Consider the following 21675-nt stretch of genomic DNA (forward strand, 5'->3'; position numbering starts at 1 on the left):
GCCCAGGCCTAGGCTGAGCGAGTGAATGTGCGACGACTTCGACCGAAAACGCGCATCACCAGAAGAGGTGTTTGGCATTGAGATGTGCAGACCGCACACCCTTGCTCGTATGCAGGCGTGACAACAACCACGCGACATGCTTGCTTCATGCTTGGAGCCATCGGAAAGCGAGAGAACGCACGGGCTCGCTGATCACATGGGCGTTGCATGGCTTACGCGCCGCGGGCCATTTTCCAGAGGTAAATCCGCCATGGAAAAACAACATTTCCGAGGGAAAAAACGCAGCTTTCGCTTGGAGACAGGTTTTTTCTCCGATAGCATCCACGGTGCCAACGCCAAAGACAATTTTGAGCTCTGGCACTCACCTAACTTCTAGAAGAGGAATCTCAATCATGGCAACTGCAAAGAAGGCTCCGGCAAAAAAAGCCGCTGCAAAGAAAGTTCCGGCTAAGAAGGCAGCTCCGGCCAAGAAGGCCCCTGCGAAGAAGGCCGCTCCCGCAAAGAAAGCGGCGCCGGCGAAGAAGGCTGCGCCGGCCAAGAAGGCCCCCGCGAAGAAGGCCGCTCCCGCCAAGAAGGTGGCAGCGAAAAAAGCGCCTGCCAAAAAGCGCACGCCGAACGCGGCTTTCATGAAGGCCCTCACGCCCAGCCCCGCTCTGGCCGCCGTCGTGGGCAGCACGCCGCTGCCGCGCACCGAAGTCGTCAGCAAGCTGTGGGCCTACATCAAGAAGAATGGCTTGCAAGACAAGGTGAACAAGCGCAACATCAACGCCGATGACAAGCTCAAAACGGTGTTCGGCAAGGCACAGATCACCATGTTTGAATTGGCTTCGCTGATTGGCAAGCACCTGAGCTGAGTTGTCACGACAGCTCGGGCCTGTTTCGAGCGTGACATCAGGCCCATGAAAAGCCGCTGCGTTGAGCAGTGGCTTTTTTTATCAGAGCACTCTTCTCAGCTTTCTGATTCTTACGCTCGGACTCAGCGTGCCATCAAGGCGCGAACATGCGCAGCCGTCCCGCTGGCCAGCCCTTCCAGGCTATACCCACCTTCCAGCACCGAGACCACACGACCCTGGGCAGTCTCGTCCGCCACCTGCATGAGTTCGCGCGTGATCCAGAGGTAATCCTCATCCGTGAACTGCAGCCCCCCCAATGGGTCCAACTCGTGCGCGTCGAAGCCTGCAGAAATGATCAGCAACTCGGGAGCGAAATCGCGCAAGGCGGGCAGCATATGGTCCGTCATGGCAGAACGGAAAGCCGCAGAACCAGTGCCCCGTGGAAAGGGCACGTTGACGATGTTGCCCGCCACGCCGGTCTCCTGCCTCAAGCCCGTGCCAGGATAGAAATTCGATTGATGGCAGGAACCATAGAACAACTCAGGATCGTCGTAGAAGGTGTTCTGAGTGCCATTGCCATGGTGCACATCAAAGTCCACGACCGCCACGCGACGGACACCGTGGGCCTCCCTGGCATGCAACGCCGCGATCGCCGCCTGGTTGAACACGCAAAAGCCCATGGCATGTGCCGCCTCGGCGTGGTGTCCACAAGGACGAGTCGCGCAAAAGACGTTGCTGGCCTTCCCGCTGACCACGTCATCCACGCCAGCACAGGCCGCGCCAACGCAGCGCATCACGGCTTCTAGCGTTCCGGGGGACATGATGGTATCTCCACCATCCAGCAACTGATAGCCCTGCACAGGTGACAGATCCTGCACTTCCTGCACGTACTCAGGGGTATGCACGCGCAAGACTTGGTCATAGGTGCCCAAGGGGGCATCACGCCAGACAGCCCCCGAGAACTCGGGCGTCTTCAGTGCCGCCAGCACCGCTTCAAGGCGTTCCGGCGATTCTGGGTGGTGGGGGCCGGGTCGGTGCTCCAGACAGGCAGCGTGGGTATAGATCAGCGTGGACATGGCGGGGAAGTCTCCTGGTTGCTCTTATTGAGCCGGTTATCCAGCCGATGTTTTACACGGATTCGCTGTCTGGAACGCTATTGAGCATTCCAGAACCTGCTCCTAGAATGCCCGCGTGTTACACACCCGTTACACTGTTTCCCACAACGCTGACACCGCGAGGGCTCCATGGCTGAAATCATCTGGAAAGAATCTCCCTTGACCTGGACCGCCCATGTCAACGACACCCCCGTTTGCACACTGAAGGGCAAGGACATAGGCGGTTGGTCCGCCAGTTGGCTCGACGGGCGTGTATGGCCGGCCCCAGCGCACCTGCCCAAAGCCACACCCCAGTCTGTCCGCTTTTTCGCGAATCTGGCCGAAGCCAAGGCGGCGGTCGAACAGACCGTGAAGTCCTAAAGCACGGACAGATCGACCCGCGATTGATCCACTTGATCAGCCTGACAGGCCCGATCGCTCCGCCTTCTCGAACGCAAACTGGCCTGGAGCCAGGATCGGATCCACATCCACCGTGATGGCATCCTTGGGACCGAACTTCCCTTCCAGCAACAACTTGGACAGAGGGTTTTCGATACGCTGCTGAATCGCTCGCTTCAAGGGGCGAGCGCCGAAGACCGGATCGAACCCCACTTTCGCGAGTTCGGCCAGCGCCTTGTCGGAGACCTGCAGCGACAGCTCCATCTTGACGAGGCGGTCCTGCAGACCCTGCAACTGAATCTTCGCGATGCTGGCGATGTTGGCCGCATCCAGGCCATGGAACACCACGGTCTCGTCCACGCGGTTCAGGAACTCTGGGCGGAAGTGGTTCTTCAATTCGCCCCAGACCGCGTCCTTCACGTCCTCGTAGGGCCGCCCAGCCATGTTCTGGATCAGCTGTGAACCGATGTTGCTGGTCATTACGATCACCGTGTTCTTGAAGTCCACGGTCCGCCCTTGGCCATCCGTCAAGCGGCCATCGTCCAGCACCTGCAGCAGCACATTGAAGACGTCCGGGTGGGCCTTCTCCACCTCGTCGAGCAACACGACGCTGTAGGGCTTGCGGCGCACCGCCTCGGTCAGATAGCCGCCCTCCTCGTAACCGACATACCCGGGCGGTGCGCCGATCAGGCGAGCCACGGAGTGCTTCTCCATGAACTCGCTCATGTCGATGCGCACCAAGTGGTCCACGCTGTCAAACAGGAATCCCGCCAGCGCCTTGCAGAGCTCGGTCTTGCCCACGCCGGTCGGGCCAAGGAAGAGGAAAGAGCCTGTGGGTCGGTTCGGATCGGACAGGCCCGAGCGCGAACGGCGGATGGCGTTGGCCACCGCCGAGATGGCCTCGTCCTGGCCCACCACGCGCTCGTGCAGCTTGTCCTCCATGCGCAGCAGCTTGTCCTTCTCACCCTGCATCATCTTGGCGACGGGAATGCCAGTGGCACGGCTGACGACCTCGGCGATTTCCTCTGCACCCACCAGGGTGCGCAGCAGCCGCGGCGCCTTGGAATCGCCGCTTGCCTTCGCGGCCTCGCTGGCCTGCACTTCGTTGAGACGTTTCTCCAGCTCCGGCAGCTTGCCGTACTGCAGCTCGGCCACCCGGTTGAAATCGCCCTTGCGTGTCAGTTCCTCGATCTGACCCTTGAGCTTCTCGATTTCCTCGCGCAGATGCTGACCGCCCTGGGCCTGGGCTTTTTCCAACTTCCAGATCTCCTCCAGGTCGGCGGCTTCCTTCTGCAATTTGGTGATTTCCTCCTCGATCAAGGCCAGGCGCTTCTGCGAGGCCTCGTCGGTCTCTTTCTTCATGGCCTCGCGCTCAATCTTGAGCTGGATCATGCGGCGATCCAGCTTGTCCATGACCTCGGGCTTGGAGTCGATCTCGATCTTGATCTTGGCGGCGGCCTCGTCGATGAGGTCAATCGCCTTGTCGGGCAGGAAACGGTCGGTGATGTAACGGTGGCTCAATTCCGCGGCCGCCACGATGGCCGGGTCGGTGATGTCCACGCCGTGGTGGACTTCGTACTTCTCCTGCAAACCACGCAGGATGGCGATGGTCTGCTCCACCGTCGGCTCCTCGACCAGCACCTTCTGGAAACGGCGCTCCAGCGCCGCATCTTTCTCGATGTACTTGCGGTATTCGTCCAAAGTGGTGGCGCCAATGCAGTGCAACTCACCGCGTGCCAACGCGGGCTTGAGCATGTTGCCCGCGTCGATCGCACCCTCGGCCTTGCCCGCGCCGACCATGGTATGGATTTCGTCGATGAAGAGGATGATGCGGCCTTCGTCCTGCGCCACTTCCTTGAGCACAGCCTTGAGCCGCTCCTCGAATTCGCCACGGAACTTGGCACCGGCCAGCAGGCCAGCCATGTCCAGCACCAGCACGCGCTTGTCGCGCAGGCTCTCCGGCACTTCGCCGTTGATGATGCGCTGGGCCAGGCCCTCGACGATGGCCGTCTTGCCCACGCCAGGCTCACCAATCAGAACGGGGTTGTTCTTGCTGCGACGCTGCAGCACCTGGATGGCGCGGCGGATCTCATCGTCGCGGCCGATGACAGGGTCCAGCTTGCCTTGACGAGCGCGTGCTGTCAGGTCGAGCGTGTATTTCTTGAGGGCCTCGCGCTGGCCTTCGGCGTCGGGGTTATCCACTTTCTCGCCACCCCGCACGGCTTCGATCGCCGACTCCAGGGCCTTGCGCGTCAGGCCGTTGGCCTTGGCCATGCCACCGATGTCCCCTTTGTCGCCGGGCTTCACATCGGCCACGGCCAGCAGAAAGAGCTCGCTGGCCAGGTACTGGTCACCGCGTTTGAGGGCCTCTTTCTCGGCCGCCTGCAGCAGGCTGTGCAGATCACGCCCGACCTGCACCTGCTGCTGCCCCTGCACCTCGGGCAGCTTGTCGACGCCAGCCTCGGCGGCGGCCAGCAGGCCTGCCGTGTTGACGCCGGCGCGCTGCAGCAGGGCCTTGGGGCCATCCTGCTGGCGCAGCATGGCGGCGAGCACATGCAGCGGCTCGATGTAAGCGTGGTCCTTGCCCAACGCGAGGCTTTGCGCCTCGCCCAGGGCTTCCTGGAATTTGGTGGTGAATTGCATGGTTGGAACCGTGAGGAAGTCTGCTTCCCAGCATGAGGGTGAACCCCGGCATTTTCAAGGGTGATCGCCTTGTACCGTCACCGCGCGCCGCATACTTGCTCACATGACTGCATTCTTCTGCGCCCTCCCCTGGCCAGCCCTAGCGTCCCTGTTGACGGCCTGGGGCTTCTGCCTCCCCGCAGCGGCGGCGACACAGGCGTCCGCTACGCCGATCCTGGTGCAGGAAGTCGCCGTGGGCCTGGACCATCCCTGGGCACTGGCCTTTCTCCCGGACGGCGACACCTCCGGCGCCCGCTACCTCGTGACGGAGCGCGACGGAAGTCTGCGCCTCATCGAGCCCCATGGGCGTGTGCGCCCTGCGGTGCAGGGGCTGCCCGCTGTACGTGCCGTGGGACAAGGAGGCCTGCTGGATTTGCAGTTGGACAGCGACTTTGCCCGCAATCGCGTTCTTTATATTTGCTACGCAGAGCCAGATACACGAGAGCCGTCCTTGTCCGGCACCGCGCTCGCCAGTGCGCGGCTGTCTTCCGACGGGTCCCGATTGCTTGATCTGCGGGTGTTGCTGCGCCAGGTGCCCAAGGTGGACAGCGGCAACCACTACGGCTGCCGAATCGCCGAGGGCCGGCGCAACGGAGGCACGGCGGGCAGCGCGCCGGATGGCAGCCTTTTCCTGGCCCTGGGCGAACGATTCCACTACCGCGACCAGGCACAGAGCCTGGACAACCACCTCGGCAAGGTACTGCGCATCCGCAAGGACGGGAGCGTGCCATCGGACAACCCCTTTTTGAACCGCCCCGGGGCCAGACCGGAGATCTGGAGTTATGGTCACCGCAACCCCCAGGGGTTGGTGTTGGCGCCGAGCGGCGTGCTGTGGGAATTGGAGCACGGCCCGATGGGCGGCGACGAGATCAACCTGCCACAGCCCGGTGCCAACTACGGCTGGCCTCGGGTCAGCCATGGCCGCAACTACGACATGAGCGCCGTCGGGACAGGCCAAAACGCTCAGCCCGGCACCGAACAGCCGCTGCACTTCTGGACACCATCGATCGCACCTTCGGGCATGGCTTTCGTCACGAGCACGCGCTACGGCCCCGACTGGATTGGCAATCTGCTGGTCGGTTCGCTCAAGTTCGGTTACGTGGCCCGCTTGGAACTGGAGCCCCCGTCAGCCCGGTATCCCCAGGGTCGAGTGGTCCGCGAAAGCCGGATGGTCGAGCCGAACGCCATTGGCCAGCGCGTGCGCGATGTGCGGCAGGGGCCAGACGGTTTCATTTATGTGCTGACCGACCATCCCCAAGGACGTCTGCTGCGGCTGGTGCCCGAGCGCGGAGTTAACTGAAGCACTTGGTTTCACAAGCCGCCCGCTTGAGGCAAGCGCTGCACCCAGACGACTGCTCCACGTACGGCACCGTGAACTTCGGCTCAGGCATTGCGCGCTGAAATGCCCCAGCGCGCCAACGCTTCGTCATCGCTGACGCGCGCATCCACCCAACGGGCGCCCAGCGGCGTGGTCTCCTTCTTCCAGAACGGGGCCTGGGTCTTGAGGTAGTCCATCAGGAACTCACAGGCCTGAAAGCTCTGCCCGCGGTGCGCCGAGGTGACGGCCACCAAAACGATCTGATCCATGGGTCGCAGCAAGCCCACGCGATGGATCACGCGGGCAGCGTAGATGTCAAAGCGCCGCAGAGCCTCGTCGATCATGCCTTCTATGGCTTGCTCGGTCATGCCGGGGTAATGCTCCAGTTCCATCGCACTGATGTCCCCCGTGCCGCCGTGCATGGAGCCACTGTTCCTGTCGCGCACGGTGCCGACGAAACTGCACACCGCGCCCACGCGCGCATCACCCTCGCGCAGGGCGGCGATCTCGTTCGCCAGGTTGAAGTCCTCGGTCTGGATGAAAACGCGCGCTGCAGTCATGGTCCGGATTGTGGCACCGCTATACTGCCTCGCATGTCCATGACTTGCCTCTTGCTCGAACCAGCCACCCTCGGTGGCCGAAGCTTGCGTGCGGCAGGCCTGGACAAAAAAGCCAAACCTCAGCTCATCTGACCGGAGCTGTGGTTCCGTCGTCGGATGCGCGACGGAACCGCCCTCCTGCACTCCCAGGCATTTCGCGCGACTTCGACGACGGTCATCCGACCGGTCGCTTGCAAGGAACACGCGTGATCACTTCCTTATCCTCTCCCTTCACCGATGCCCATCATGGCCACGGAATACAGCCCCACGACGGTGGCGCGAATGCAGACCATGCATCCAAGCCACGTCGTTATGCGGGCCTGTGGATACCTCTCGTAACGCCATTCCGGGATGGCGCACCCGACCTGCCCGCCTTGGGTCAATTGGTCAATCAGCTGCGCCACCAAGGGGTGCGTGGCTTCGTGGCCTGTGGTTCCACGGGCGAAGCCGCCGCGCTCGACACCGGCGAACAGTTGGCCGTGCTCGACACCGTGGTCGAGGCTGCCCAGGGCCTGCCCGTGGTCATGGGCGTCAGCGGCTACCACCTGCCCACGCTGCGCGACTGGATGCGCCAGTTGGCCTCGCGCCCCCTGGCGGGCCTGCTCACTTCCGCGCCGCTTTATGTACGGCCCGCGCAGGCTGGGCTGTTGGACTGGTTCCACGCACTGGCCGACAGCAGCGCGGCCCCGCTGATCGTCTACGACATTCCCTACCGCACGGGCGCGCACATCGGCACGGACACCCTGCTGAAGCTGGCCGCGCACCCCAACATCCAGGCGGTCAAGGACTGTGGCGGTGACGCGGGCAAGACCCTGGCCCTGATCGCCGATGGGCGTCTGGACGTGCTGGCGGGCGAGGACTTGCAGCTCTACGCCACCCTGGCGCAGGGGGGCGTGGGCGGCATCACGGCCAGCGCCCACGTGCGGACGGCGCGCTTCGTGGCACTGATCGCCCAGATCGCCGCAGGGCGCCTGGACGAGGCGCGCGCCGCATGGCAGGAACTGGTGCCACTGATCCAGGCCCTGTTCGCGGAACCTAACCCCGGCCCCCTGAAGGCTTTGCTCGCTGGACAAGGCCGCATGCGGGAAGAGCTGCGCGCGCCCATGACGCCAGTCACGCCCGGGCTGAGGGAACGACTGCGGGCGTGGACCGACCACGCATGAGCCCTGAACGTGGTTGACGGCCGGAGGGTGGATGGAATTGCTCGCAGGCGTTTCGGGCGATAAGCGTCCACGAGTGGCCTCGCCTGACGCGAGGCCCTCGATTCAACCCCCGGTCACCGGCGGGAAGAACGCGACCTCGCAGCCCTCGCGCAGCGCGGCGTCTTCCGCACACATGCGCTGGTCCAGCGCCGCGCGCACGGCGCGGCTCTTGCCGTCTCGGGTTCGTGCCAGGGCCGGGGCATGGGCTCCGCCCCGCGCGATCAGCTCGTCGCGCAGCCCCCCCACGGTCGTCGCATGGGTGTCCACATCCTCCTGGTCCGTGCCAAGAGCTTCACGGATGGAGGCGAAATACTTGATCTTGATTTTCATGAGGTCCTCGCTGCGCTGTAGTGACACCTTCAGACCATGAATTCAGAGAAGGCGATGAAGCGCACCGGATCACCGTGGGCAATGCGCCGCTCGGGCGGGTTGTCCACCAGTCCATCCGCCCAGGCCACCGAGGTCAGCACACCCGAGCCCTGCTGAGGGTGGAGGTCCACGCCTCCGGACTCGTTGCGGCGCGCGCGCAGGAACTCACGCCGCTTGTCGGCACGCGCCCACTCGAAATGGGCGGGCAAGGTGACCATGGTCGGTGCCACGGCCGGCTCGGGCACCCCCTGCAAACGCAACAGGAAAGGCCGCACCAACAACAGAAAGGTCACATAGCTCGACACCGGGTTGCCCGGCAGGCCGATGAAGTGGGCCTGCCCCTGCCCAGCACGCACCTTGCCATAGGCGAAAGGCTTGCCGGGCTTGATCGCGACTTGCCAAAGATCCAAGGAGCCGAGGGACTGCACGGCTGGTTTCACATGGTCTTCCTCGCCCACGGACACGCCGCCACTGCTGAGAATGAGGTCATGGCCTTCGGCGGCTTGCCGCAGGGCGTTGAGGGTGGCGTCGCGCTGGTCGGGCACGATGCCGCAGTCCGTCACCATGCAGCCCAGGCGCTGCAGCAGCGCGCGCAGGAAAAAGCGGTTGGAGTTGTAGATCGCCCCGGGCGGCAGCTGCGCGGGCATCACGGTGCCCGGCATGACGAGTTCGTCGCCGGTGGAAAAAAGCGCCACGCGGGGGCGCCGTGCCACGGGCAAGCGGCTCAGGCCGATGCTCGCCGCCAGGCCCAGCGCGGCGGGGTTCAGGCGTGTGCCCCTCGGCAGCACGGTGGCACCCAGGCGCACGTCCTCGCCCGCGCGGCGCACGTTCTGGCCCGGCACGGGCACGGTGTTGATCCGCACACTGCCGTCGTCCAGGGACTGGCAATCTTCCTGCATCACGACGGCATCCGCGCCCGGCGGCAGTTGCGCCCCGGTGAAGATGCGCGCTGCTTCGCCAGACGCCAGCGCTTGATCGGCCACGGCGCCCGCGGCGATGCGCTGTGCGACACGCAAGGTGGTGCCAGCGACCGCCACATCGGCACAGCGCAGGGCGTAGCCGTCCATGGCGCTGTTGTCGCGCGGTGGCACGTTCAACTCGGACACGAGGTCCCGCGCGAGCACACGACCATCGGCTTCGAAGGTGTCCAGGTCATCCACCTCTGACAGAGGCAGGGCTTGCGCCAGCAATTCGGCCAAGGCCGAGTCCAGGGTCTTGAGGGGCGGGCGAGCGGTGTTCATGCCGTGATTGTCTTTCAGCCCAGATAGGTTTCGGACTGGTACTCGAACCGTCCCCCGTGAGCGAGCAACCAATCCCGCACGGCTTCGGGCGCATTCAGCTCCAACAGCGTCAGACCGGTGGGCTGCGGCAGGCAACTGGCATCGTCGGTCGCGATGGCCACGACATAGGGATCGTCGGGATAGCACACGGGATGTGCCGTGTCTGAGCGCCACACCTCGACCTTGGGCAGATCGCTGTGACGAAAGCCCTCCACCAACACCCAGTCCACCACCGGGCTCAGTTCCGCCAGCAGATGGTGCACCTGGGGTTCCTGTTCGCGCTCGTATTCACGCATCAGGGCAAGGCGCCGGTCCGAGGCCACCAACACCTCAAAGGCGCCGGCCTGACGGTGCCGCCAACTGTCCTTGCCAGGATGATCGACATCGAATCGATGGTGAGCATGCTTGAGCACCGAGACACGAAGGCCCAGCGCCTTGAACGCGGGAATCAACTGCTCCACCAGCGTGGTCTTGCCCGCGCCAGAGTAGCCCGCGAAAGCGACCACCTTCATGCGACGTAGCCTCCCGCTTGCAGCATGGTCAACGCCCAGTTGCAACAGCCGCTGCGTGCACGCCCGGCTCAGCCTTCAGCCCACATGCCGGACGATGTAGTCCTTGACGGCCCGCACATCCTTGCCCAGGACCGTGACGCGCTTGGGCAGTTGCTCGATGCCCGCGTACTTGGCGGGCCGCTCCGGCTCGCGCCCGAGGGCCTCAACGAGGGTGTCGGCGAACTTGATGGGCAAGGCCGTCTCCAGCACGATCATGGGCTGGCCCACCTCGCGGTATTGCCGGGCCACCTTGACGCCATCGGCCGTGTGCGGATCAATCATCAAGCCGTGCTGTTCCCAGCTGTCGCGGATGGTGCGCAAGCGGTCGGCGTGGGTGCTCTTGCCACTGACGAAGCCGTAATTTGTTTTCGCCGCAGGAAAAGCGGGATCCGCGCTGAGGTCAAAGGCACCCGACTGGTTCAATTGCTCGCCGAACAAGGCACGGGTCTTCGCGCCATCGCGTCCCAGCAGGTCGAAGATGAAACGCTCGAAGTTGGACGCCTTGGAGATGTCCATCGACGGGCTGGACGTTTCATGCGTGTCGGCGCTGCCGCGCACGCGGTAGACACCGGTGCGGAAGAATTCGTCAAGCACATCGTTTTCGTTGGTGGCCACGACCAGCTTGGCGATCGGCAGTCCCATCATGCGCGCCACATGGCCCGCACAGACATTGCCAAAATTGCCGCTCGGCACCGTGAAGCTCACCTGCGGCAGATTCGGATTCGCCGCCGGGCCGCCCCAAGGCGAATCAGCCCCTTCGGGGGGCAGCGAACCTCGCGCCGCGGGGAGCGTGGGGGTCGTCAATTCAGTGGCCTGGAAGTAGCCCGCGAAGTAATACACCACCTGGGCCAACAATCTCGCCCAGTTGATCGAATTGACCGTGCCGATCTTGTATTTGCGCTTGAAGTCGAGGTCGTTGCTGACCGCCTTGACGATGTCCTGGCAATCGTCGAACACGCCCTGAATGGCCAGGTTGTGGATGTTCGGGTCTTGCAGGCTGAACATCTGAGCCTGCTGGAAGGGGCTCATGCGCCCGTGCGGGCTGGTCATGAACACGTTCACGCCCTTCTTGCCGCGCATGGCGTACTCGGCCGCGCTGCCGGTGTCTCCGCTGGTCGCACCGAGAATGTTCAGTTGCTCGCCACGCCCGCCGTTCCTGCGCGCCAGTTCGTACTCGAACAGGTTGCCCAGGAGTTGCATCGCCATGTCCTTGAAGGCCAGCGTGGGACCATTCGACAGGGCCTCAAGCCAAAGACCGTCCTCGACGTGGCGCAGCGGCACGATCTCGCCGGTGCCAAAAACTTCAGCGGTGTAGGTCTTGCGGCAAATGGCGCGCAGGTCCTCGGCCGGAATGTCGTCGATGTAGAGCGACAGAATCTCAAACGCCAGGTCGGCGTAACCCTGCGGGCTGCGATGGTAGATGTCGCGCCAGCGCGCCAGCGTGGGCGCGTCCACGCGCGGGTAGGTCTCGGGTAAGTAGAGACCACCATCGGGCGCCAGGCCTTCGAGCAGGATGTCGCAAAAGCGCTTGTTCGCGGCTTCGCCGCGCGTGCTCAGGTATTTCATCAGGCCAGCTCCTCCTTGCGGATGCGCACGATGGGCGCCAGCACAGTCGGCAGGGCCTGCAACTTGGCCAGAACCCCATTCATCGTGCCTTCCCGCGCTTCGTGCGTGAGCATGATCAGATCGGTCTGGGGTACTCCCTGTGCCCCCTCTCCTCCCACCTCGTCGGCCTCGCGCTGAAGCAAGGCATCGATGCTGATGTCCGCGTCGGCCAGGATGCGGGTGACCTGGGCCAGCACGCCCGCCTGGTCCGCCACACGCAGGCGCAGGTAGTAGCTCGTCACGACCTCGCTCATGGGCAGCACGGGCAGGTTGCTCAGGGAGTCGGGCTGGAAAGCGAGATAGGGCACATGGTGCTGTGGGTCGGCGGCGTGCAGGCGCACAATGTCGACCAGGTCGGCCACCACGGCGCTGGCCGTGGGCTCGGCGCCTGCCCCTTTGCCGTAGTACAGCGTGGTACCCACCGCGTCGCCGTTGACCACCACGGCATTCATCGCGCCCTCGACATTGGCGATCAGGCGCTTGGCAGGAATCAGGGTCGGGTGCACGCGCAGCTCGATGCCACCCGACGGTTTGCCGGACGCATCCGGATGAGCGGTTCGCTTGCTGATGCCCAGCAACTTGATGCGGTAGCCGAGTTGCTCGGCGTAGCGGATGTCCTGCGCAGCGAGCTGGGTGATGCCTTCGGTGTAGGCCTTGTCGAATTGCACGGGGATGCCATAGGCGATGGCCGCCATGATGGTGGCCTTGTGCGCGGCGTCGATGCCCTCGATGTCGAAGGTCGGGTCCGCCTCGGCGTAACCCAGGCGCTGCGCCTCCTTTAGCACCACGTCGAAATCCAGCCCCTTGTCGCGCATCTCGGATAGGATGAAATTGGTCGTGCCGTTGATGACGCCGGCGATCCACTGGATGCGGTTGGCCGTCAGGCCCTCGCGCAAGGCCTTGATGATGGGAATACCCCCGGCGACCGCGGCCTCGAACGCCACGATCACGCCCTTGGCGCGGGCCGCGGCGAAGATTTCCGCGCCGTGCACGGCCAGCAGAGCCTTGTTGGCCGTGACCACGTGCTTGCCAGCGGCGATGGCTTCCAGCACCAGGGTACGGGCCTGGTCGTAGCCGCCGATGAGTTCGACCACGATGTCGATCTCGGGGTCGCGAATGATCTCGCGCGCATCGGCCGTGACCTTCACGCCCGCACCGGCCGGGGTCGCGGCCACAATGGCTTGGGCACGGGCCAGATTGCGCGCTACGACGGCGCGCACCTCAATGCCTACGCCCGCGCGGCGACGGATTTCCTCCTGGTTGCGCTGCAATACCTGAAACACGCCGGCGCCCACCGTGCCGATGCCCAGCAGACCTACTTGGATAGCTTTCATGTGAACCCGTGAAATCGAAAAACAGAAGAGCGGTGCCCGGCGCGACTCAAGCCGTGCCGTGGCGGCGGCGCCAGTCCTCGAGGAACTTCGCCAGGCGCCCGATGGCTTCGCGCAGATCGTCCTCGTGGGGCAGGAAGACGATGCGGAAGTGCTGGTTGTCTGGATAGTTGAAGCCCGACCCCTGGACCAGCATCACGCGCGTGGCGCGGAGCACTTCCATGAAGAACTGCCGGTCGTCCTCGATCGGGTACAGCACCGGATCAAGCCGGGGGAACATGTACAGCGCGGCTTTGGGCTTGACGCAGCTGACACCGGGAATCGCTGTGATCAGCTCGTAGGCCAGATCACGTTGACGACGCAGGCGCCCGCCCTCCTTCACCAGATCCTGGATGCTTTGGTAACCGCCCAGCGCGGTTTGGATGGCGTACTGGCCGGGGACGTTGGATCCCAACTTGATGTTGGCCAACATGTTCAGGCCTTCGATGTAGTCCTTGGCCGCCGCCTTGTCGCCCGAGACCACCATCCAGCCTGCGCGGTAACCGCAGGCGCGGTAGGCCTTGGACAGCGAGTTGAAAGTCAGAGTCAGCACATCCGTGGACAGGCTGGCCAGCGCCGTGTGTTGCACACCGTCATACAGCACCTTGTCATACACCTCGTCGGCCATCAGCACCAGGCCGTGCTCTCGCGCGATTTGCACCAAGCCCTGCAGCAACTCCAGGCTATAGAGCGCGCCCGTTGGGTTGTTCGGGTTGATCACCACCAAGCCCTTGGTGCGGGGCGTGATCTTGCGACGGATGTCGTCCAGGTTGGGCATCCAGCCGTTGGCCTCATCGCAGAGGTAATGCACGGGCTTGCCACCCGACAGGCTGGCCACGGCCGTCCACAAAGGGTAGTCTGGCGCCGGCACCAGCAGTTCGTCGCCGTCGTCCAGCAGCGCATTGGTCGCCATCGTGATCAGGTCGCTCGCACCGTTACCCAGGTAGATATCGTCCAGCGTGACGCCAGCGATGCCCTGCTGCTGCGTGTAGTGCATGACCGCCTTGCGCGCGGCGAAGATGCCTTTGCTGTCCGAATATCCCGCCGAATTGGGCAGGTTGCGAATCATGTCCTGCTGGATTTCCTCCGGCGCGTCGAAGCCAAACGGCGCGAGGTTGCCGATGTTCAGCTTGATGATCTTCTGGCCCTCGTCCTCCATCTGCTTGGCCGCGTCCACGATGGGGCCGCGCACGTCGTAAAGCACATTGGCCAACTTGGCCGACTTCCGGTGGAGACGTTGACTCATGGCTGAAGGAATGACCTTGTAAGAGGGAAATGGCGAGACGAAACCTATAATTTGACCACAGTTCCCTCAGGCTTTCGGCATCGAAAGCCGCAGCGCCCATGAAACTCCACGCCGACTCATCCACCACGCAAACCATCCGCGGCCACGGCCCGGGCTGGATCGCCGTGGAGTCCGGCGGACAGACGATGCGCTACAGCGGCAGCTTGGTACTCGGTTCCCGTGGCTTGTGCAGGCATTGGGATGCGCCCACCGCCATCGATCGTTTCGAGGATCTGCAGGTCGGGCATTTCACCTGGCTGGCGCAGGCTGAAGCCACCCGACCCGAGTTGGTCTTGTTCGGCAGTGGCGTGCGCCTGCGCTTCCCGCGCCCGCAGTGGCTGCGCAGCTTGGCCGACCTAGGCATCGGCGTGGAAACCATGGACACGCCAGCGGCTTGCCGCACCTACAACATCCTGGCAGGTGAGGGGCGCCATGTGCTTGCCGCCCTGGTGCTGGAACCTGCCTTGGTGACTGCTCAGGCAGCAGCCGAAGCAGGGCAATGAGCCGGTCGACCTGAGGCGCCCGCGCTCCCCGCCGCTTCATGGCGACCTGCGCACATTCGCACGAGTGCGTCGAACATTGAGACAGCAATACCCAGAGGACCGTCCCCTGATCGGGGTTTAGGAGTAAAATATCGCCTTCGAGCCGGGCTATTCGATGCCATTCATGCCGCACTCGTCGCACGCGGCGAGCCTTCGCTTGATGGCCCATTCCGGCCTCCGCCAACGACATTTGCTGTCACACACGACAAGAGTAAGAGACCCATGGCGATTGTTGTCAACAAACCCCTTCCGGAATTCGAAGCCAACGCCACCGGTGGCACCAAGGTCACCAACACTTCGCATATCGGTCAGACGCTGGTGCTGTATTTCTACCCCAAGGACAACACCCCTGGCTGCACGACCGAAGCCATGCAGTTCCGTGACAAATACAAGGACTTCGTGAAGGCTGGGGCCGTCGTGTTCGGGGTTTCTCGCGACAACATGAAGTCCCATGACGACTTCAAAACCAAGTTGGAACTGCCTTTCGAACTGATCGCCGACACCGAAGAAAAAATGTGCCATATGTTCGGCGTGGTCAAGAACAAGATCATGTACGGCAAGAAGGTCAAGGGCATCGAGCGCAGTACCTTCCTGATCGGCCCCGACGGTCTCCTCAAGCAGGAATGGCGCGGCCTGAAGGTGCCTGGCCATGTGGACGAGGTGCTGAAGGTCGCGAAGGCTCTGAAAAAGAAGCCCTCCACCGAAAAAGCCAGTCCCGAGGCGACGGCCTGATCTGCGTTGGGCGCACGGATTGATGCTTCGTTGCAACGCTCCAGGGTTTACAGCCGCGCCAATCCTGAATAGCATGGGCTCATGCTGACGCAGATCGCATCTGACTCGTCCTCTCCACCAAGCCGCCCAGGCTTTCAAGCCGGGCGGCTTTTTTGTTGCTGATCCATGCCCCTTCCTCCCGCTCCGACCAAACGCGCCACCCTGCTCTCCCCCGAAGCTTTTGACGCCCCCGCGCGCGGCAAACCTCGCGGCAACCGAAAAACAACTGCGACGCTGGATCAGGCCGTGCATGACGGCAAACTGGCCCGGGACCTGATCGAAGATGGCGGCGGCAACGTCAAGCCCCCTTTGAACGCCTCCCCCACACTTCGATCGCCCACCGCGACGACACCTGCCGCCCCCGCGCAGCCAATGCTCTCCGTGGTTCGCAACGACGGCAAACCACGCGTCCGCAAAAATGGCAAAGCCGCAACCGGTCCGGGCAAACTTTTTGTGCTCGACACGAACGTCCTGCTGCACGACCCGATGTGCCTGTTTCGCTTCGAGGAACACGACATCTTCCTGCCCATGATCGTGCTGGAGGAGTTGGATGGCCACAAAAAAGGCATGACGGAAGTGGCGCGCAACGCGCGCCAGACGAGTCGCACGCTGGATGCGCTGGCTGGAGCCCAGGGCGCAGACATCGCGTCCGGCCTCAAGCTCGACAGTACGGGTCATCAGGAAGCCGGCGGCAAGCTGTTTTTCCAGACCCAGCCGCTCAACTACGAATTGCCCACCAGCCTGCCACAGGGCAAGGCAGACAATCAGATTCTTGGCGTGGTGGAAGCGCTACGTCAACTTCATGCGCCACGCGAAGTCGTGCTGGTGTCCAAAGACATCAACATGCGGGTCAAGGCTCGCGCCTTGAGTTTGGCCACCGACGACTACCAGAACGACAAGACGCTCGATGACGGTGACCTGCTTTATTCGGGCATGCTGGCCCTTCCCCCTGATTTCTGGACCACTGAAGGCCAGAGTGTGGAGAGCTGGCAACAGGGTCAACATACCTATTACCGCATCACGGGCCCCTTGGTGCCTAGCCTGCTGATCAACCAATTCGTTTATTTCGAGGCACCGGGTGAGCCCAGCCTGTACGCCCGCGTGACCGAAATCCGCGGCAAGAGCGCCGTGCTCAAGACGCTGAAGGACTACACCCATCTGAAAAACGCGGTCTGGGGCATCACCACTCGCAATCGTGAGCAAAACTTCGCGATGAACCTGCTGATGGACCCAGAGGTGGATTTCGTCACCCTCACGGGCACAGCCGGCACCGGCAAAACCTTGATGGCGCTGGCCGCCGGTCTGACCCAGGTGCTCGACGACCGACGCTACAGCGAGATCATCGTCACCCGTGCCACCGTCAGCGTGGGCGAGGACATCGGTTTCCTACCCGGTACCGAAGAAGAGAAAATGGGCCCGTGGATGGGCGCGCTCGACGACAACCTCGAAGTGCTGTCCAAGACCGACACGGGCGCGGGGGAATGGGGGCGCGCCGCCACGGCAGACCTGATCCGCAGCCGCATCAAGATCAAGAGCATGAACTTCATGCGTGGGCGCACCTTCATGAACAAATACCTCGTCATCGACGAGGCCCAGAATCTGACCCCGAAGCAGATGAAGACGCTGATCACTCGTGCGGGCCCGGGCACCAAGATCATCTGCATGGGCAACTTGGCCCAGATTGATACGCCCTATTTGACCGAGGGCTCCTCGGGTCTGACCTTCGTGGTCGACAAGTTCAAGGACTGGCCTCACAGCGGGCACATCACTCTAGCGCGCGGTGAACGCTCGAGATTGGCTGATTTTGCAAGCGAAGTACTCTGAAGGTTAGAAACGAAACCGGCAGCATCGCACGTGATGCCGTCTAAGGTTCAGAAATCGCCGTTGCCGTAGCTGCTGGCCAGGCTTTCGAAGCGCGTCAGGTTCTTCAGGAAGGCCAGCTTCACCGTGCCAGTGGGGCCATTACGTTGCTTGGCGATGATCACCTCCGCCACGCCAGGCTCCTTGCTGTCCTTGTTGTAATAGTCATCACGGTAGATGAACATGATGACGTCCGCATCCTGCTCGATGGCGCCAGATTCACGCAGGTCGCTCATCATCGGGCGCTTGTCGGTACGGCTTTCGACGGCGCGGGAAAGCTGAGACAAGGCAATCACGGGACACTGAAGTTCCTTGGCCAACATCTTGAGGCCGCGCGACATCTCGCCCAGTTCGGTGGCGCGATTGTCCTCGCTCCCACCCGAGCCGCTCATGATCTGCAGGTAGTCGACCACGATCAGACCCAACTTGCCGCACTGGCGCGCCAGGCGGCGCGCGCTGGCACGCAGTTCGCTGATGGTCAGGCCCGCCGTCTCGTCGATATGAAGCGAAATATTGCGCAGCTTCTCGATCGCCTCGGTCAAGCGTGGCCACTCTTCGTCGGTGAGTTTGCCCGTGCGCAAATGCCCTTGGTCGATGCGGCCGATCGAGCCGACAACGCGCACCGCCAACTGTGCCGCGCCCATTTCCATCGAGAACACCGCCACCGGCAGGCCTTCGTGAAGGGCTATGTGCTCGGCCATGTTGATGGCGAGACTGGTCTTGCCCATGCTGGGACGCGCGGCCAGCACGATCAGGTCACCGGCCTGCAAGCCGCTGGTCATGCGATCCAAGTCATAGAAGCCGGAAGGCACGCCGGTGATGTCCGTGGGGTTATCCGCCATCTCCTGCACACGGTCCAGCAGGTCCACGACGAGGCTGTCCATGCCAATGAAGCCGCGCTTCATGCGCGAGCCTTCCTCGCCAATGTTCAGAATCTTCTGCTCTGACTCGTCCAGAATCTCCGCCACGGGTCGGCCTTGGGGATTGAAGGCCGTGGTGGCGATCTCATCACTCGCTGCCACCAGCTTGCGCAGGATGGCACGCTCGCGCACGATCTCCGCATAACGACGGATGTTGCCAGCGCTGGGCACATACTGAGCCAGCGCATTCAGATAGGCCAGCCCGCCCGTCTCTTCCGCCTTGCCCTGGCTTTGAAGGTGATCGAACACCGTGATCACGTCAGCCGGACGACTGGCATTGATCAAGCCCGCCATGGCCGCGTAGATCAATCGATGCTCGTAACGGTAGAAGTCCCCCTCGTTCAACAGGTCGCCCACTCGGTCCCAGGCTGCGTTGTCCAGCAACAAGCCACCCAACACGCTGGACTCAGCCTCAATGCTGTGCGGCGGGACACGCAGCACCGCAACCTGCCTGTCTTGCGAGGGCAGATCGTCGTTCACAGCGGTCAGGAAGGCGGACATAGGCGAAGATTCCAGAGCCTGCACATGCTACGCAGTGCCTGCGGAGAGGTCAAAACCCGCCGTGCATAGCCCTGTTGACACCCCTGTGGATAAGAGGTGCCCATCCCGGGAAAACCACGGAGCGGAAAAGAAAAAACCGCCCGACCCTCACGGGTCGAACGGTCAGGCGATTGGCCTGCCACAGGGCAGGCGCTCAGATCAGGCCGTCTCGCCGTAAACGGAGACGGTGATTTCCACCACCACGTCCGTATGCAGCGCGACGCTCACGGTGCTGTCGCCGACGGTCTTGATCGGGCCGGCAGGCATGCGCACTTGGGCCTTGCTGACCGCGTAACCCTGCTTGCCCAGTTCCTCGGCAATGTCGTAGTTGGTAACGGAGCCGAACAGGCGACCATCCACGCCCGCCTTTTGCGTCAGCTTGACGGTGGTACCAGCCAACTTCTCGCCCAGAGCCTGCGACTCGGCGAGCTTGGCGGCGGCAGCTTTCTCAAGCTCGGCGCGGCGGGCTTCGAAATCGCGCTTGGCAGCCTCGGTGGCGCGACGGGCGCGTCCAGCGGGGATCAGGAAATTGCGAGCATAGCCGTCCTTCACCTTGACGATCTCACCGAGATTGCCGAGGTTGACGACCTTGTCGAGCAGAATGATTTGCATGTTCTTACTCCTCAGATCTTGTGCTGGTCGGTGTAGGGCAGCAGAGCCAGGAAGCGCGCGCGCTTGATGGCGGTGTTCAGCTGACGCTGGTAGATCGCGCGGGTGCCGGTCAGGCGTGCCGGGATGATCTTGCCGTTCTCAGCGATGAAGTCACGCAGCGTGTCAATGTCCTTGTAGTCGATTTCCTCGACGCCGGCGACAGTGAAGCGGCAGAAACGCTTGCGCTTGAACAGCAGCGACTGGGTGTTGCGCTTCGGACGCTTGTCCTTGTTGAATTTCTTGAACGTGGCCATGGTGGCACTTCCTGTTGTATCGGTTGATGGGTCTAGATGGGACGGATGCTCTCGGCATGCTCAGGCACCAAACTCCTGAACGTGAAACACCAGACTCTTGCCCTGCCTCGGCGAGGCCAGGAAGCCTTGAAACTTCCACTGGCTACCGATGGCCTGTTGGGCCAGCCGCTCTGCCATCACGCCGAAGGCCACAGCCTTGACGCAGGCGACCACTTGCCTGTCTTGCCCTGCTTCCTGCACGCGACTCTGATGTTCGAGCAGCAGGTCCAGGGCGGGCATGCCGGCCGGGGTGTAGCGCAAAGCGGCAAGCTCAGCGATCACGGCGACCAGGGACAAGTGATTGGCGGTGTCGGGGTTCACTCCAGAAAAATCGTGCCCGGGTACGGGAATCAGGCCTGCACTTCAGCAGCTTGCTGAACCTTGCGGGCTTCCTCGCGCTCGACCGCCTTCATCATGGCGGACGGCCCGGTTTCGGCCTTCTTCTTGACCACGGTCAGGTGGCGCAGCACGGCATCGCTGAACTTGAAGGCGTGCTCCAGCTCTTCCATCACGGCGCGATCGGCCTCGATGTTCAGGCACAGGTAATGGGCCTTGGCCAGCTTGTTGATCAGGTAAGTCATCTGGCGACGACCCCAATCTTCCACGCGGTGGACCTTGCCGCCGCCGGTGGTGACCATGCCCTTGTAACGCTCAAGCATGGCGGGGACCTGCTCGCTCTGATCCGGGTGGATCATGAGGATGATTTCATAGTGACGCATGTAGACTCCTTGTGGATGCGCCATCACGCGCGAGCACCCGACGCAGACACCCTGCCCTGAAGACCTGGCCCTGAATACAAGCACTCGGCGCGCTCAGGCGCTGGGTTGCAGCCGCCCCCGGCGTCAAGACGGAGTGCGGCAAGGGGAAAGCCAGCGATTATAGCCCAAGCGTGATGGCTCAGGGCCTGGCGATCCAGCGCTGCTGCCTGGCCAGGCGGGCCAGGTCGGACCAACAGCGGCATTGCGCCGCCACCCGAGGCCAGACGCGCAGCAGCAACTCGCACTCGGCCAAGGTGTCGGCAGCGGCTTGGTGGCGCACAGAGCAGGTGATGTTGAAATGCGCCAGCCATTCGTCCAATGAGCGCGCCCGGACCTGCTCATGGGTCACGGCGCACAGGGGCTCAATGTCCAGCCAGGGATTGGGCAAGCCCCTAGGATAAACCTGACCCAAATGCCGCTTCACATACCGGGTGATGAGGGCCCGGTCGAATGCGGCATGAAACGCCAGCAAGGGCGATCGTCCGATGAATCTGGCCAGTGCCTGCAGCGCCTGCTCGGGCGCCACGCCCTCACGCTGACGCTGGACGCCGATGCCGTGCAGCAGGATGTTGTCCTTGGCCTCGGTCAATCGATCCTGCCGCAGCACCACCTCGAAACTGTCCCCCAGATCAATCATGAGGCGCCGCGTCGCCCAGTCCGCACGCAGGGCAATCGCCGCGACCGCGAGCAGTCGATCATGCCGCGGATCGAGTCCACTGGTCTCCACGTCCAGCATGACCCACCGCCCCTCGT

At 63.1% G+C, this 21675-nt stretch carries 22 protein-coding genes; 7 read left to right on the top strand and 15 right to left on the bottom strand.

What is annotated here, in order from left to right; genetic code table 11:
• The first annotated feature begins 392 nt into the window (after window positions 1-392).
• Entirely contained in the window at window positions 393-854 is a 462-nt protein-coding gene (locus tag ACLBKS_RS05600) for an SWIB/MDM2 domain-containing protein (protein ID WP_410191934.1), read from the top strand.
• Between the two features lie 122 nt (window positions 855-976).
• Here ACLBKS_RS05600 and ACLBKS_RS05605 read toward each other — a convergent pair whose 3' ends face one another.
• Window positions 977-1909: a histone deacetylase family protein gene (locus ACLBKS_RS05605; protein WP_410191800.1), complete on the bottom strand. Its 933-nt coding sequence runs from the start codon at window positions 1907-1909 to the stop codon at window positions 977-979.
• A gap of 168 nt (window positions 1910-2077) precedes the next feature.
• Here ACLBKS_RS05605 and ACLBKS_RS05610 point away from each other — a divergent pair, with 168 nt between their 5' ends.
• Window positions 2078-2308 (top strand): hypothetical protein, encoded by a 231-nt coding sequence (locus ACLBKS_RS05610; RefSeq protein WP_410191801.1) that lies wholly within the window; start codon window positions 2078-2080, stop codon window positions 2306-2308.
• A gap of 36 nt (window positions 2309-2344) precedes the next feature.
• Here ACLBKS_RS05610 and clpB read toward each other — a convergent pair whose 3' ends face one another.
• Window positions 2345-4969, bottom strand: coding sequence for an ATP-dependent chaperone ClpB (gene clpB / locus ACLBKS_RS05615; protein ID WP_410191802.1), 2625 nt, complete (start codon window positions 4967-4969; stop codon window positions 2345-2347).
• 103 nt (window positions 4970-5072) lie between these two features.
• Here clpB and ACLBKS_RS05620 point away from each other — a divergent pair, with 103 nt between their 5' ends.
• Window positions 5073-6308, top strand: a complete 1236-nt coding sequence (locus ACLBKS_RS05620) for a PQQ-dependent sugar dehydrogenase (RefSeq protein WP_410191803.1) — start codon at window positions 5073-5075, stop codon at window positions 6306-6308.
• A gap of 83 nt (window positions 6309-6391) precedes the next feature.
• Here the strand turns inward: ACLBKS_RS05620 and ACLBKS_RS05625 are convergent, their stop codons facing one another.
• On the bottom strand, window positions 6392-6886 hold the full coding sequence (locus tag ACLBKS_RS05625) for a molybdenum cofactor biosynthesis protein MoaE (protein WP_410191804.1): 495 nt from the start codon (window positions 6884-6886) through the stop codon (window positions 6392-6394).
• 296 nt (window positions 6887-7182) lie between these two features.
• Between ACLBKS_RS05625 and dapA the strand changes: the two genes are divergently transcribed.
• Window positions 7183-8088 (top strand): 4-hydroxy-tetrahydrodipicolinate synthase, encoded by a 906-nt coding sequence (gene dapA, locus ACLBKS_RS05630; RefSeq protein ID WP_410191935.1) that lies wholly within the window; start codon window positions 7183-7185, stop codon window positions 8086-8088.
• A 102-nt stretch (window positions 8089-8190) separates the two neighbouring features.
• Here dapA and moaD read toward each other — a convergent pair whose 3' ends face one another.
• The 6 genes from moaD to ACLBKS_RS05660 form a co-directional block, all read right to left on the bottom strand.
• Window positions 8191-8457, bottom strand: coding sequence for a molybdopterin converting factor subunit 1 (moaD, locus tag ACLBKS_RS05635; protein ID WP_410191805.1), 267 nt, complete (start codon window positions 8455-8457; stop codon window positions 8191-8193).
• A gap of 29 nt (window positions 8458-8486) precedes the next feature.
• Window positions 8487-9737 carry a gephyrin-like molybdotransferase Glp gene (glp, locus tag ACLBKS_RS05640; protein ID WP_410191806.1) on the bottom strand — a complete coding sequence of 417 codons (1251 nt, stop codon included), beginning with the start codon at window positions 9735-9737 and terminating at the stop codon, window positions 8487-8489.
• 14 nt (window positions 9738-9751) lie between these two features.
• The gene (gene mobB / locus ACLBKS_RS05645; protein ID WP_410191807.1) at window positions 9752-10288 is read right to left on the bottom strand and encodes a molybdopterin-guanine dinucleotide biosynthesis protein B; all 537 of its coding nucleotides are present in this window, start codon (window positions 10286-10288) and stop codon (window positions 9752-9754) included.
• Window positions 10289-10363: 75 nt separating this feature from the next.
• Window positions 10364-11893: a threonine synthase gene (locus ACLBKS_RS05650; RefSeq protein WP_410191808.1), complete on the bottom strand. Its 1530-nt coding sequence runs from the start codon at window positions 11891-11893 to the stop codon at window positions 10364-10366.
• Window positions 11893-13266: a homoserine dehydrogenase gene (locus tag ACLBKS_RS05655; protein ID WP_410191809.1), complete on the bottom strand. Its 1374-nt coding sequence runs from the start codon at window positions 13264-13266 to the stop codon at window positions 11893-11895. The genes ACLBKS_RS05650 and ACLBKS_RS05655 overlap by 1 nt, the downstream gene beginning before the upstream one ends.
• Window positions 13267-13312: 46 nt before the next feature.
• Window positions 13313-14548, bottom strand: coding sequence for a pyridoxal phosphate-dependent aminotransferase (locus ACLBKS_RS05660; protein ID WP_035608344.1), 1236 nt, complete (start codon window positions 14546-14548; stop codon window positions 13313-13315).
• A gap of 98 nt (window positions 14549-14646) precedes the next feature.
• Between ACLBKS_RS05660 and ACLBKS_RS05665 the strand changes: the two genes are divergently transcribed.
• The 3 genes from ACLBKS_RS05665 (at window position 14647) to ACLBKS_RS05675 (ending at window position 17724) form a co-directional block, all read left to right on the top strand.
• Entirely contained in the window at window positions 14647-15090 is a 444-nt protein-coding gene (locus ACLBKS_RS05665) for an Mth938-like domain-containing protein (RefSeq protein WP_410191810.1), read from the top strand.
• Between the two features lie 261 nt (window positions 15091-15351).
• A complete protein-coding gene (locus ACLBKS_RS05670) occupies window positions 15352-15861 on the top strand; it encodes a peroxiredoxin (protein WP_410191811.1) in 510 nt (169 codons plus the stop codon).
• Window positions 15862-16026: 165 nt separating this feature from the next.
• Window positions 16027-17724 (top strand): PhoH family protein, encoded by a 1698-nt coding sequence (locus ACLBKS_RS05675; RefSeq protein ID WP_410191812.1) that lies wholly within the window; start codon window positions 16027-16029, stop codon window positions 17722-17724.
• 47 nt (window positions 17725-17771) lie between these two features.
• On the opposite strand, the gene dnaB is transcribed toward ACLBKS_RS05675, so the two are convergent.
• From dnaB to ACLBKS_RS05705, 6 genes are all read right to left on the bottom strand, one after another.
• Window positions 17772-19181 carry a replicative DNA helicase gene (gene dnaB / locus ACLBKS_RS05680; protein ID WP_410191813.1) on the bottom strand — a complete coding sequence of 470 codons (1410 nt, stop codon included), beginning with the start codon at window positions 19179-19181 and terminating at the stop codon, window positions 17772-17774.
• Window positions 19182-19379: 198 nt separating this feature from the next.
• Entirely contained in the window at window positions 19380-19832 is a 453-nt protein-coding gene (gene rplI, locus ACLBKS_RS05685; RefSeq protein WP_410191814.1) for a 50S ribosomal protein L9, read from the bottom strand.
• 11 nt (window positions 19833-19843) lie between these two features.
• A complete protein-coding gene (gene rpsR, locus ACLBKS_RS05690; protein ID WP_006296796.1) occupies window positions 19844-20125 on the bottom strand; it encodes a 30S ribosomal protein S18 in 282 nt (93 codons plus the stop codon).
• 60 nt (window positions 20126-20185) lie between these two features.
• Entirely contained in the window at window positions 20186-20485 is a 300-nt protein-coding gene (gene priB / locus ACLBKS_RS05695) for a primosomal replication protein N (protein ID WP_410191815.1), read from the bottom strand.
• Between the two features lie 29 nt (window positions 20486-20514).
• Window positions 20515-20883: a 30S ribosomal protein S6 gene (gene rpsF / locus ACLBKS_RS05700; protein WP_410191816.1), complete on the bottom strand. Its 369-nt coding sequence runs from the start codon at window positions 20881-20883 to the stop codon at window positions 20515-20517.
• A gap of 178 nt (window positions 20884-21061) precedes the next feature.
• Window positions 21062-21658 (bottom strand): 3'-5' exonuclease, encoded by a 597-nt coding sequence (locus tag ACLBKS_RS05705; RefSeq protein WP_410191817.1) that lies wholly within the window; start codon window positions 21656-21658, stop codon window positions 21062-21064.
• Window positions 21659-21675 lie beyond the last annotated feature (17 nt).

It is taken from the genome of Hylemonella sp. W303a (genome assembly GCF_046452315.1).
Taxonomy (GTDB): domain Bacteria; phylum Pseudomonadota; class Gammaproteobacteria; order Burkholderiales; family Burkholderiaceae_C; genus Hylemonella.